The organism is Kitasatospora sp. GP30 (assembly GCF_029892145.1).
In the GTDB taxonomy this organism is placed as follows: Bacteria; Actinomycetota; Actinomycetes; order Streptomycetales; family Streptomycetaceae; genus Kitasatospora; species Kitasatospora acidiphila.
Map to the genome: position 1 here is coordinate 25,452 of NZ_JARZAH010000034.1, position 12,453 is coordinate 37,904.

12 protein-coding genes are annotated in these 12,453 nt (G+C 72.4%); 4 read left to right on the plus strand and 8 right to left on the minus strand.

Annotated elements, in window-relative coordinates:
- Positions 1-90: 90 nt before the first annotated feature.
- The 6 genes from P3T35_RS31550 to P3T35_RS31575 form a co-directional block, all read right to left on the minus strand.
- The gene (locus P3T35_RS31550; protein WP_280708723.1) at positions 91-1,329 is read right to left on the minus strand and encodes an APC family permease; all 1,239 of its coding nucleotides are present in this window, start codon (positions 1,327-1,329) and stop codon (positions 91-93) included.
- 76 nt (positions 1,330-1,405) lie between these two features.
- The gene (locus P3T35_RS31555; RefSeq protein ID WP_101384664.1) at positions 1,406-2,254 is read right to left on the minus strand and encodes a universal stress protein; all 849 of its coding nucleotides are present in this window, start codon (positions 2,252-2,254) and stop codon (positions 1,406-1,408) included.
- Positions 2,255-2,436: 182 nt separating this feature from the next.
- A complete protein-coding gene (locus P3T35_RS31560) occupies positions 2,437-3,363 on the minus strand; it encodes a cation:proton antiporter (protein ID WP_101384665.1) in 927 nt (308 codons plus the stop codon).
- A gap of 95 nt (positions 3,364-3,458) precedes the next feature.
- On the minus strand, positions 3,459-5,090 hold the full coding sequence (locus P3T35_RS31565; RefSeq protein WP_180356833.1) for a sulfatase-like hydrolase/transferase: 1,632 nt from the start codon (positions 5,088-5,090) through the stop codon (positions 3,459-3,461).
- 233 nt (positions 5,091-5,323) lie between these two features.
- Positions 5,324-6,139, minus strand: a complete 816-nt coding sequence (locus P3T35_RS31570; RefSeq protein ID WP_101384667.1) for an ABC transporter permease — start codon at positions 6,137-6,139, stop codon at positions 5,324-5,326.
- Positions 6,136-7,098: an ATP-binding cassette domain-containing protein gene (locus P3T35_RS31575; protein WP_101384668.1), complete on the minus strand. Its 963-nt coding sequence runs from the start codon at positions 7,096-7,098 to the stop codon at positions 6,136-6,138. Before P3T35_RS31575 ends, P3T35_RS31570 begins: the two co-directional genes overlap by 4 nt.
- A 136-nt stretch (positions 7,099-7,234) precedes the next feature.
- On the opposite strand from P3T35_RS31575, the gene P3T35_RS31580 reads away from it, so the two are divergent.
- Entirely contained in the window at positions 7,235-7,654 is a 420-nt protein-coding gene (locus P3T35_RS31580) for an Hsp20/alpha crystallin family protein (RefSeq protein WP_101384669.1), read from the plus strand.
- Between the two features lie 567 nt (positions 7,655-8,221).
- Here the strand turns inward: P3T35_RS31580 and P3T35_RS31585 are convergent.
- A complete protein-coding gene (locus tag P3T35_RS31585) occupies positions 8,222-8,896 on the minus strand; it encodes a pyridoxamine 5'-phosphate oxidase family protein (protein ID WP_101384670.1) in 675 nt (224 codons plus the stop codon).
- A 284-nt stretch (positions 8,897-9,180) separates the two neighbouring features.
- On the opposite strand from P3T35_RS31585, the gene P3T35_RS31590 reads away from it, so the two are divergent.
- Positions 9,181-9,717, plus strand: a complete 537-nt coding sequence (locus tag P3T35_RS31590) for a flavodoxin (RefSeq protein ID WP_101384671.1) — start codon at positions 9,181-9,183, stop codon at positions 9,715-9,717.
- Positions 9,718-10,504: 787 nt separating this feature from the next.
- Here the strand turns inward: P3T35_RS31590 and P3T35_RS31595 are convergent.
- On the minus strand, positions 10,505-11,269 hold the full coding sequence (locus tag P3T35_RS31595; RefSeq protein WP_280708731.1) for an aquaporin: 765 nt from the start codon (positions 11,267-11,269) through the stop codon (positions 10,505-10,507).
- A 94-nt stretch (positions 11,270-11,363) separates the two neighbouring features.
- Here P3T35_RS31595 and P3T35_RS31600 point away from each other — a divergent pair, with 94 nt between their 5' ends.
- Positions 11,364-12,059 (plus strand): response regulator transcription factor, encoded by a 696-nt coding sequence (locus P3T35_RS31600; protein ID WP_101384673.1) that lies wholly within the window; start codon positions 11,364-11,366, stop codon positions 12,057-12,059.
- Positions 12,060-12,175: 116 nt separating this feature from the next.
- Positions 12,176-12,445 (plus strand): hypothetical protein, encoded by a 270-nt coding sequence (locus tag P3T35_RS31605; RefSeq protein WP_101384674.1) that lies wholly within the window; start codon positions 12,176-12,178, stop codon positions 12,443-12,445.
- Positions 12,446-12,453: the final 8 nt, after the last annotated feature.

The following is a 12,453-nucleotide window of genomic DNA, read 5'->3' on the forward strand; positions in this document are numbered from 1 at the left end:
TCGCCGGCCGCAGCGGGCCGGCGGAGCGGCGGCCATGCGGGTGCTGGGTGCTCGGCTCCCTCAGCTGACGCGTGGCCGGGCCTGGTCAGGTCAGCTGCGGCCGACCCCCCGGCGCAGGCCGTAGGCGGCGGCGCCGAGGGCGAGCACGAGGGCTCCCCAGATCACCGAGGCGGCCGGCAGCGCGATCGCCAGAGTGAGGCAGCCGGCCGCGCCGAGGACGGGGATGATGCGGGGTGGCCGGCCCTCGGCGGGGGTGAGGGTCCAGGCGGCGGCGTTGGCGACGGCGTAGTAGGCCAGCACCCCGAAGGAGGAGAAGCCGATCGCGCCGCGCACGTCCACCGTCGCGGCGAGGACGGCCACCACCGCGCCCACCGCGAGTTCGGCGCGGTGCGGGACCTGGAAGCGCGGGTGCACGGCGGCCAGCGCGGACGGCAGGTGGCGGTCCCGGGCCATCGCCAGCGTGGTGCGCGAGACGCCGAGGATCAACGCGAGCAGTGAGCCCAGGGCGGCAACGGCAGCCCCGACCCGGACCACCGGGACCAGGGCCGGGGTTGCGGCGGCGCGCACCGCAACGGCGAGCGGCGCGGTGCTGTGCGCGAGGCGGTCCGGGCCGAGCACGGCCAGCACCGCGACGGCGACGGCGGCGTAGACGGCCAGCGTGATGCCCAGCGCCAGTGGGATCGCGCGGGGGATGGTGCGGCCCGGGTCGCGGACCTCTTCACCGAGCGTCGCGATGCGCGCGTAGCCGGCGAAGGCGAAGAAGAGCAGCCCGGCGGCCTGAAGCACCCCGCTGATGCCCGCATCCGCACTGACGGCCAGATGGGTCGCGACGGCCGTGCCACCGGTCAGGCAGCTGGTGACCACGGCCGCGAGTACCGCGAGCACGACCGCCACGATCAGTCGGGTGAGCCAGGCGGCCTTCTGCACCCCGGCGTAGTTCACGGCCGTCAGCGCCACCACCGCGGCGACCGCGACGGCGTGCTCCTGCCCGGGCCAGACGTACGAGCCGACGGTCAGCGCCATCGCCGCACAGGAGGCGGTCTTGCCGACCACGAACCCCCAGCCCGCCAGGTAGCCCCAGAACGGGCCGAGCCGCTCGCGCCCGTACACGTACGTGCCGCCGGACTGCGGATAGCGGGCAGCCAGCCGCGCCGAGGAGGTGGCGTTGCAGAAGGCCACCACGGCGGCCACCGCCAGTCCGACCAGCAGCCCCGAACCCGCGGCGCGGGCGGCCGGGGCGAGCGCGGCGAAGATCCCCGCGCCGATCATCGATCCCAGCCCGATCACCACGGCGTCGAACACGCCCAGGCGCCGCTGCAACGTCTGCACAACCCGCTCCTCGCCTCGCAGACCGCCTGCGACCAGGGGAACGATAGAGGAGCGCGGTTGGACGGGGTGCCGCAGGTCAGGTGGGTACGACGGCGACGGGACAGTTCGCGTGCAGGACGGTTGCCTGGCTCGTCGAGCCCAGGCGGCCGAGCGGGCGGTGCGCCTTGCCGTGACGGCCCACCACGACCAGCTGGTTCTCGCGCGAGCGCGCGACCAACTCCCCGGCCGGGTGGGCGCGCACGGCCCTCTCGGTGACGTCCACCTGCGGGAACCGCTCACGCCAGCCGGCCAGCACCCCGGCGACCAACCGGTCCCGCTCCGCGGTGACGAGGCCCTCCTCGAAGGCCGGAGGGTTGGCGTGGCCGGGCAGGGTGGCCATCGGGTAGGACCAGGCATGCACGGCGAGCAGCGGCAGGCTCCGCCGCTGGGCGAAGTCGAAGGCGAACGCCAGTACTTCCGCATCCCCGTGGTCGCCGTGGACACCCGCGACCACGCCGCCCCGGCCGGGCTCGGTGGGTCGGACCACCACCACCGGGCAGGCCGCGCGGGCGGCGACGAAGAGGCTGGTTGAGCCCACCAGCAGCCCCGGGAACCCGCCCGACCCGCGCGCTCCCAGGACCAGCAGGTCCGCGTCGCGTGCCGCCTCGGTCATCGCATCGCGCAGCCGGCCGTCCAGCAGCTCGATCGCGACCTCCATGTCCGGGTACTGCCGAAGGGTGCGCGCGAGTGCCTCGTCGAGCAGTGCCTCGCCGGTCTCCCTGCTGGGCGGTGACTCCTGGCCGTCGGGTGACGTCGCGGTCTCCTCGATCCAGATGTGCCGCACGCTCAGCGGCTCGTGACGTAGTGACGCCTCGTCGGCTGCCCAGTCGAGCGCTTCCCTGCTGGCCTGGGACGAGTCCACTCCCACGATGACGGGCTTGTCCATCACCGGCTCCCTTCCGTTCCGGAGGACGGCCGCGTCCTCGCCCGGTTCCCTGGTCGAGGACGTCGGTTCAGGCTATGCCGCAGGCAGCGGCGCGGCAGAGCGGGCGGGCGCGGTGGCCTCGCCGACAGCACGTCGCACCATCTCGGACTGTCCTCTCATGTCTTCATCTGATCAGTAAGCGATCACCGGAGCGCGGTACGACCGCTGTCCACCCGAGTTCGCGGTCGATCCGGTCGCGCATCGCCTGGGAGCCCTCGGGTTCGCCGTGCACCAGGCTGTACGGGATCCGGGCTCCGGGCACCGTCACCTCGGCCGGCCGGAGCCCGGCGCAGCCGGATGCCGAAGGCCAGCCCGCAGGTCCAGGCGCCAATGAAGCCGCTGCCCTCGGCCGCGGCACACAGTGCGTACGCGATGACCGGAACGGCGAGGGCCAGGAACTGCTGCCAGTCGGAGCTGCTCCACCCTCGGGCGGTCGACCAGCGCAGCAGGCTCGCCCCGACCCAGCCGGCCGCGAGTCCGATCGCGCCGCTCAGCAGCAGTGCCCGCAAGAACGTCTCCCCGACACCTGGATGGCCGTGGCCCTCACCGGCGGCCGCCAGCGCCAGCACGAAGAACGGTAGCGCCAGGCCGTCGTTCAAGCCCGATTCGACCGAAAGGCCGCCGCGGATCAGCGCGGGGACGCGGTCGTTGGCGACGGCCTGCTGCCCGAGCGCGGCATCCGTCGGCGCCAGGACGATGCCGGCCAGGGCCAGCTCCCACACGCTGAGGCCGGACAACAGCGGCCAGGCCAGCAGCCACCCCAACGCCATCGTGGCCGGCAGACCCACCACGAGCAGCCGCACCGGCAGGAACTCCTCCCGGCGCAGATCCCGGGCCCGGATCGCGGTCGCGTCCGCGAACAGCAGGAGGACCAGCGCGCTCTCCAGCAGCGTCCGGGTGACCTCCGGATCCCTGGCCCGGCTCATCAGGTCCAGGCCCAGCGGACCGATCACCAGACCGAACAGCATGAACACCAACGGCCTGGAGATCACCGTCGTCGCCAGTCGCCGCGATACCGCCCCGTAGCCGGCAACGACGCCGCTGGCCACCGCCAGGCCCCAGTGGCTCATCGGTACTCCCTACGCGAGGCACGGGTCATCGCCCGGGCGTCCGAATCCGGGCAACACACCCAGTGCCCCCGCTCATCTCTTCCGACGTGGGACGGCTACTGCTTCACGGCCGTACTGGTGGGCCTGCGTCCAGCCGGTACGGCGGTGTCGCCGCGCCAGGTCGGCCAACCGAGCAGGCGGGGGCGTTCGGTGACCCAGGCGCGATCGTCCGTGCCGATCTCGGAGTCGATGAGGGCTTCGAGGAGGGCGCTGTAGCGGGTGACGAGTTGGCGCTGGGACGGGTCCGCCGCGAGATTGCGCAGCTCCGCGGGGTCCTCGTGGCGGTCGTAGAGGACGACGTCGTTGTCGGCGAAGAGCTCTTCCGCACTGGTCGGCCGGTTCGGGTGGACGGGGGAGAAGTAGCGGGCAAAGGTGTACCGCTCGTCGGTGTAGCCGCGCAGGAAGCCGCGCTTGGTCCAGTCGGGGCGCAGCGCACCGGACTCGATGCGTTGCCGGACGTCCGGGTCGCCGAACTCGGCCCAGAACGACGCGTCCAGCGTCACGATCGACTCGACCGCGCTCAGCGCTGCGTCGCGGACCGTGCCGCCGTCGAGCACCGGCACGAGGGACCGTCCGCGGAGCGCGGGGTATCGCGAGGCCACCGCACTCGCTCCGACCCCGGCGAAGTCGAGGATGGTCGGGGCGAGGTCGACCGCCGAGGCCATCGCGCCGGTGCGGGCGCCCCCACCGAAGTCGGGATGGCAGATGGTGAGCGGGACATGGAAGTTCTCGTCATAGGCGAGGTTGCCCTTCTGGCGCAGTCCGTGGGATCCGGCCATCTCGCCGTGGTCGGAGGTGAACAGGACGACCGTCCGGTCGGCCTGCCCGGATGCCTCCAGCGCGTCGAGTACGACGCCGACACTGCGATCGACGTCCCGCAGGCAGTTCAGGTAGAAGTTCAGGCCCTCGTACCAGCGGCTGTCGTCGGCCACGGGGCCGAACACGGTGTCGAGCATGCGGGCGTACTCGACGACGGCGGGTGCCGCGCCTGACAGGTCGTCGTGGAGGCCGGTGGGGAGGTCGAAGTCCCACGTGCGCTGGTACACCGGGATCTGCGCGGCGGCCTTGGTGATCACGGCGTGGGCGAGTCCCGGTGGGAGCTGGACGGGTGAGCTGCCGCCGTAGTCGAAGCTCATGATGTCGTGCGGGTTGACGAAGTTGACCGCCATGAACCAGGGCTGGTCCTGCGAGACCACCGGGGCCCGGTTGCGCAGCCACTTGACGGCTTGTCCGGCGATGACGGGGTCCACCTTCAGGCCGGCCCAGGCACCGCCGTCGATGTCGCCCCAGTCGTTGAACTCGGAGAACCCGTAAGGCTCCAGGGCGTTGGTCGTCGGCTCGGGGCGCTCAGGGGTGACGTAGGCGTTCGACAGGTGCCACTTGCCCTGGTAGGTGCAGTAGTACCCCGCCGAGCGGAGCATCGTCCCCAGGGTGCCCAGCTTCGGGTCCAGAGGCCGGATGTAGGGCATGTTGTCGTTGTCGTAGATCTCGGTGACGGGCAGGTGCTGCCCCGTGTAGATCACCGACCGGGAGGAACTGCACATGGCCGAGGCAGCGTAGTAGCGCTCGAAGGTCGTTCCCCTGGCGGCGAGCCTCTCACGCGCCGGCAGGGAGAAGCCCTCGGGCCGGGGCACGGTGAAGCGTTCCTCGTCGGTGACGATCAACAGGATGTTGGGACTGCGCGACACATCACCACGTCCTTCGGTCCGGTGAATGCTGAAGGCGCGCCCAGGAACCGGGGATGAGCCGTGCGGGCGCCTGTCTGCCCGATGTGCTGTCCGGCGGATCCACCGTAGGCGCGGGTGTGTGCTCCGCTGGTGGTGACACGGTGGACTGCGCCCATCCGTGCGGGGGCGGCGGGACCGGCCTGCCGCCTCCCGTTCGAAGCGGCGTCGAGGCCGCGATGCCGCCGGCCCCGGTCTCACACCGCCCTGCGGTACAGCCACACACCCAGCGGGGCGAAGGCGGCCACGATGCCCGCGTCCCAGGCCAGGGCCTGCCAGATGTCGGTCGCGGCGGGGGTGCCCAGGACGAGGTCGCGGACCGCCTGGGCGCTCTTGGAGACCGGTTGGTGGTTGGCGAAGGCTTGGAGCCAGCCGGGCATGGTGTGCACCGGGATGAACGCGGACGAGGCGAAGACCAGCGGCACCAGCAGCGGGAAGGCGGCGGCCTGCGCGGTCTCGGGGTCCCCGACGGCGAGCCCGACCACGGCGAAGATCCACGACATCGCGAAGCCGAAGGCCAGCACCAGCAACACGGCAGCGAGGAAGGCCGGCGTTCCGGCGTGCAGCCGGAACCCGACCGCGAAGCCCACCCCGGTCATCAGTGCCACCACGAAGACGTTGCGGGCCAGGTCAGCGAGGGTCCGGCCGGAGAGCACCGCCGAGCGGGCCATCGGGAGCGAGCGGAAGCGCTCCATCAGTCCGGTCTGCATGTCGGTGGCCAGGCCGATCGCGCTGTTCATCGCGCCGAACACGGCGGTCTGGACGAAGATCCCGGGCATCAGGTAGTCCACGTACGGGACGCCGACGATGGCCCGGCCGATCACGCCGCCGAACACGTAGCGGAACATCAGCACGAAGACCAGCGGCTGGATGGTGGAGAAGACCAGCAGCCGGGGGACCCGGACCAGGGCGATCAGGTTGCGCCCGGCCACCGCCAATCCGTCCCGCACCGGGTCGGTCAGACGCTCCCGGATGCCACCGGTGCTGGGAACAGCGAGCTGAGCCGCCATCATGCCCCGTTTCCTTCCACGCTGTTGCTCGCGTGCTGCCCGGTCAGCGCCAGGAAGACGTCGTCGAGACTGGACTCGCGCACCGCCACCCCGCGCGGCACCAGCGCCTCCCGGTCGAGCAGGTGCAGCACATCGAGCAGCAGCCGGGGCTCGTCCCGCGAGGGGATCCGCACGGTCGCGTCCTGCCGCTCGGCGGCACGGGCGAGCCGGTCGGCGAGCAACCCGATGGCCCGCATCGCCTGCTCGCCGTCCGCCATCCGCAGCTCGATCACGGTGGTCCCGAGTCGCTCCTTGAGCGCCGCCGGTTCGTCGTCCGCGATCACCCGGCCCGCACTGAGCACCGCGACCCGGCTCGCCAGACGGTCCGCCTCCTCCAGGTACTGGGTGGTCAGCAGCACCGTGGTGCCGGCGCCCACCAGTTCGCGGATCAGCTCCCACAGACCGAGCCGGCTGGCCGGGTCGAGACCGCTGGTCGGCTCGTCCAGGAAGAGCACCGGCGGCTGCGGCACCAGCGAGGCGGCCACGTCCAGGCGACGGCGCATGCCACCGGAGTAGGTGCGGACCGTGCGGTCGCCGGCACCGGTGAGGCCGAAGCGCTCCAACAGCTCGTCGGCGCGGGTACGCCGGGCGGCCCGGGGCACCCGGGTGAGCCGGCCGATCAGCCGCAGGTTCTCCCGCCCGGTCAGGTTGGGGTCGACCGCAGCGTACTGCCCGGCCAGTCCGATCAGCCCGCGCACCACGGCGGGCTCGCGCGCGACGTCGTGCCCGAGCACCTCGGCACGGCCACCGGTGGGCCGCAGGATCGTGGTGAGGATCCGGATCGCGGTGGTCTTTCCTGCGCCGTTCGGGCCGAGCAGGCCGAAGACCGTGCCGGTCGGCACCTCCAGGTCGACCCCGGCCAGCGCGGTCACCGACCCGAAGCGCTTGCTCAGGTCCCGGACACTGATCGCGGACTCGGCCACATGGACTCACCTGCCCCGCCACCCATCATCCGCCCGGGCCGATCCGCGCGCCGGACCGGGCTGTTCGCCCCATCTCACCCGCCGGAGTCCGGTGCAGGCTGGAAGGAGGTACACGGCACACGAGAGGAGGACCGTGATGGCCGGCGAGAGCACGCCGCGGCGTCCGCACTGGTGGCCTTCGCTCCCCGAGTTCTTCGAGGACTTCCCGTTCGACCTGAGGTCGTCCAGCGGGCACATGATCCGGGTGGAGGAGAGCACGGAAGAGGGGGCGTACGTGGTCCGGGCCGAACTACCCGGCATCGACCCCGCCAAGGACGTGGAGATCACCGTCGAGGACGGCACGCTGACCGTCAAGGCCGAGCGCACCGAGGAGAAGAAGGACAAGCACCGGTCCGAGTTCCGCTACGGCTCGTTCCAGCGCAGCGTCCGGCTGCCCGCCGGGGCCAAGGAGGAGGACGTCACCGCCAGTTACGAGAACGGCGTTCTGACGGTGAAGGCACCGCTCGGCGAGGTCGCGAAGCAGCCGCGCAAGGTGGAGATCAGCACCGGCACCTGAGCATGCCCCGAGCCGATGGCCTCCGGTGCGGCTCCAGCAGCCGGCTCTTGGTCGAGCACACCGGCGGGCGCCGTCCCCGAGTCCGACCACATGCGGGTCGAGCTGGATTGGATCGCTGCCGAGCGGAGGGGCCAGGAGGAACTCAGGCGTCGAGGCGGCCCGGGTGATGCACCACAAGGGCTCAAGCGGCTGCCCGTGGTCGATGTGGAGGGCGGCCTGGTGGGCATCGTCAGCCGGTGCGACCTGCTGGAGCCGTTTCTGCGGGCGGATGCCGAGAGCCGGCGGGAGATCTCCGAGGAGGTCCTCGGCCGGGCCATGGGCGTTCCGCCGCACGATGTCGATGTAGCGGTCGAGGACGGCGTGGTCACCCTGCCCGGCACCCTCCAGTACCGGAGCCTGATCCCGGTGCTGGAGGGGCTGTGCCGGTCGTTTCTGCCCGGTGGCCGTGGTCACGCCCCGCCCTCGAACCCACCGGTGACCGGGGCATCCCGGCCCGATGTACACGAGCGCCACCGCGCATGGACTGAGCCCCCGCGGACGGGGGCTCCAGTAGGTGCGCGGCGGTGGTCAGGCCGCCTCCGGCAAGCCGGTGATCCGCCGCCCGGTGACCGTTTCGGGCCGCACCCTGATCCAGAGCGGCCGGTGCCCGCCTGCCCACGGTCGCGCGGCCGTCTCCTCCAGCAGGCGGTGCACCGTCTCCGGCAGGATGACCCGATCGGCGGTGCCGGTGATCAGCACGCTCCAGCCGCGGCTGTGCCGCTCGTCGATGTGGTCAGCCTGGAAGGCGACCGGCGCGCCGTCGTGCGGCGCGGCGGCGCCGTCGGGAGCAGTGCGGTAGACGACCGTCCTCGCATCGACCGCGTAGTTGACCGGGAAGACTCCCGGGGCCGGCCGGGTGGGCAGCGCGATCCGGCCGACGCCGTGCGTGCCCAGCCGGTCCCAGCACTCCTCCTCGGTGAGCCGCAGCAGGGCCGGACGCGGGGCTGGCGGGTTCTGCCCGGGCGGCACCCCGGCCCGCCCTTCGAGTAGCTCGCCGTACGACAGCCCCAGCGCCGCCGCGATGTGCAGGAAACCGGCCGGATCGAAACCCGGGCCGAGGTGCAGCAGGATCTCCAAGTAATGCTCCGACATGCCCGCGTCGCGGGCCAGATCCGCCCGGCTGACGCCGAGCTGCTTTCGGCGGTCGGCGACCCGCTCGGCGATCACCGCCGGGTCGTGGCCGCTCCCGAACTCCGTGTCCATGCGGTCCTCACCCTCCCGGGTCTACCTGCTCGGACGGAGCGGTGGACTCGATGTGAACACCGCGCCCACCGCACCCGCGAACACCTCCACCCTCCGTCGGCGACCGCCCCGGCGCGAGGGCAGCAGGGCCCCGCGGCGCCGTCGGCCGGCCCTGGTCGGCACGGTCCCGGGGCCCCGGCGCGCTAGGTCGAACGGCCCTCCTGCGGGCGCGCCCGCCCGGCCTAGCGTGGGGGTATGGGGCCGAGGTCCCGCGTTCCCGAGCGGTAGAGATGAAGTGACCGGCCATGCGCGCAGTGATCGTCTACGAGAGCGTCTTCGGTAATACCAGGGAGGTGGCCGAGGAGATTGCCGCCGGAATCCACGACGTCCGGTCGGACGCCGTGGTGCGCTGCGTCCCGGTGGCCGACGCCGACACCGAGGTGACCCGCCCTGCCGATCTGCTGGTGGTGGGCGGTCCGACCCACATGCGCGGGATGTCCAGCGGGCTGAGCCGGAAGCTGGCTGGGATGCCCGGGATGGCGGTGGGCGCGAAGGACGAGGGCACCCTGGAGGCCCACCACGCCGACACCGAGGGCCCGGGCCTGCGGGCCTGGTTCCACTCCCTGCCGGACGCCGAGAACGGCACCCACGCGGCGGCCTTCGACACCCGGGGGCCGACTGAGCACGGCAAGGGCGCGGCCGGCGGCATCGCCCGCCGCCTGTCGCACCACCACTACGACGTGATGGCCGAGCCCGAGGGCTTCGTGGTGGACGGCATCGATGGTCCGCTGCACCCCGGCGAGCGCCGACGTGCGCGGAGCTGGGGAGCGGCGCTGGTCTGACGCACCGCCAGGCAGCCCGGCCCGGTTCGCCGACCGGGCCCCGGCGGGGCACGGTGGAGCCGTAGGGCGACTGCGCGGCGTGCCCGACCGCACCGGCCGGGCGACCAACTCGCCGCGACTTACCCGCCCCAGAGGGCCGAGCGGCTCCCGGGTCGGAGCCGGCAGGGCCTGTCGGGCACACCGGGCGGCGCGGTCTGCTGGATGTGACAGGCACACGGGATTGGAGGACACCATGCCGACCGACACGATTCCCCGTCAGCAGAGCCTGCTGCACACTGCCGCCGGGCGGGCCATCGCCGTGGCACGGGACCGTTCCGGGATCCTTCTGGAGACCGAGTCCGCCACCCCGGGGACGGCTGGGCCTCGCTGACCCTGGCCGAGGCCCGCCGGGCACGTCCGGCTTGCTACCGGACCTGAGCGCCCTCACGCTGTCTGCGTGCACCCCGAGAGCCCGACTGCCGGGGCCGCCCGAGCGTTGGCCTGCGAGCACCTCAAACGCCTGCCCGTTGTGGACGCCGAGGGCATGCCGCTCGGGATCGTCAGCCGCAGGGACCTGCTCAAGATCCAACCTGCGGGCCGATGAGGAGATCGCCAACCAGGTCAGGTTCGCACCGCTCGCTGCCCTCCGCTCCCGGCAGAGCCCGCAGGTCGATGTGCGGGAGAGGAGCGCCGGATCAGCCTGACCGGCACCCTGCCGGACCCGTCGCTCGGGCCAGTGCTGGAGCGGCTCGTGGGCCGTCCCGGAAGTGGTTACGTCGGCGTCAGGCCGGTCACCACGGTGTGACGGTCATGGGCTCTCGCCGCCAGGGGTCTGCGGGCTGCCCGTGCCCTGGCCGCCGTTCTGGTCCGCGCCCTGCGCGGCCTGGGTGGCCGCCGGGCTGGGTGGGCCGCGCAGCAGCCACGCCAGCGGTACCGCGAGGCCGGCGCCGACCAGCGGCCCGAGCAGGTAGATCCACAGCGGGCCGCCGTGTCCACCGAGCAGCACCGGTGCCACGCTCCGCGCCGGGTTCATCGACGCACCGCAGGCGGGTCCGGCCCACAGCCCCGCCAGTGCGATGTAGCCGCCGATGGCGATGGCCGAGTTGTGGCCGATGTTCCGCGCCCCGGTGGAGGTGCCGAAGATGACGGTCATCAATCCGAGCGACAGCAGCACCTCCAGGGCGAACGCCGCGCCCGCACCGACACCGGGCCCCGGCCGGCTGGCCCCCAGACCGCCGACGGTTCCGAACAGGGCCCGCAGTACACCGGCGGCCGCTACGGCTCCTGTCACCTGCGCACCGAGATAGGGCGGCACACGCCGCCACGGGAAGTGTCCGCGCGCCGCGAAGGCCAGGGTCACCGCCGGGTTGAGGTGAGCCCCCGAAGTCACGCCGAGGGTGTAGATCAGGGCGAGGACCATCACGCCGGGCGCGATGGCCTGGGCCGCTGGTGTGACCATGCCGCCGGTGACGGCACTGACGACACCTGCGCCGGCGGCGACCAGGACCAGGAAGAACGTGCCCACTCCCTCGGTGACCAGCCGCCGCCAGCGGACCTGCCGGTCCACGGCCATCTCGTCCACCTCCGCCCTCAACCATGCGCGCACCGCCGCCCGAAGGCGCGCAGAATCGAGGCAGAGATCAGCCGTCCGGTCCGGGAGAGTAGCGATGGACACCGAATCGCTTGAGTTCGAGCAGCAGCCTGTGCGCGTCTTCCTCCTCGACGACCACGAGGTGGTCCGGCGCGGGGTGCGCGACCTGCTATCGGCCGAGTCGGACATCGAGGTGGTCGGCGAGGCCGGCACCTGTGCCCAGGCGCTGGCCCGGGTTCCCGCGCTGCGGCCGCGGGTGGCGGTCCTCGATATGCGGCTGCCAGACGGTGACGGGGTCACCGTCTGCCGCGAGCTGCGGGACCGGATGCCCGAGCTGGCCTGCCTGATGCTCACCTCGTTCGATGACGACGACGCCCTGTTGGACGCGATCATGGCCGGAGCGGCCGGGTACGTGCTGAAGCAGGTCAAGGGCGAGGACTTGGTCGCCGCGGTGCGTACGGTCGCCTCGGGGCAGTCGATGCTGGATCCCGCAACCACCCGGAAGTTGCTGGAGAGCCTGCGCCACCACGAGGAGAGCGACACCGAGGTGGCCCTGGGGCAACTGACCCCGCGCGAGCGGGAGATCCTCGTCCTGGTTGGTGAGGGCAAGACCAACCGGCAGATCGGTCAGGAGCTGTACCTGGCGGAGAAGACGGTCAAGAACCACGTCTCGCGCCTGCTCGCCAAGCTGGGCGTGGAGCGCCGGCTCCAGGCAGCCGTGCTCGCCGCGCACGCCGAGACCGAGCAGCGGCGCTCCGCCCGCTCCAACTGACCGTCCGGCCCACACCGTGGCCCGATCGGCCCAAGCGGGGGCAGTCACCGGCGGCGCACTGTGGGCAGTGAGGGATCAGACCCGCTGCCCTCGGCACATCGGTAGGGAGCACCACGATGATGTTCTGGGACGACCACGGCATGTCCGGCTGGGGCTTCGGCCTGATGACCACCGCCATGCTGATCTTCTGGGTGCTGATCATTCTCGGTGCCGTCATGCTGTTCCGGCAGCTGGGCCGTGCACCGCACCACGGCGGCGCCGGAGCCGAGCACCGCCCACCAGAGCGGCTGCTCGCGGAGCGCTTCGCTCGTGGCGAGATTGACACCGACGAGTACCGGCGCCGGCCGGAGACCTTGCGTTCCGGCCCTGGGCCGGGTGACGGATGACGCCACGT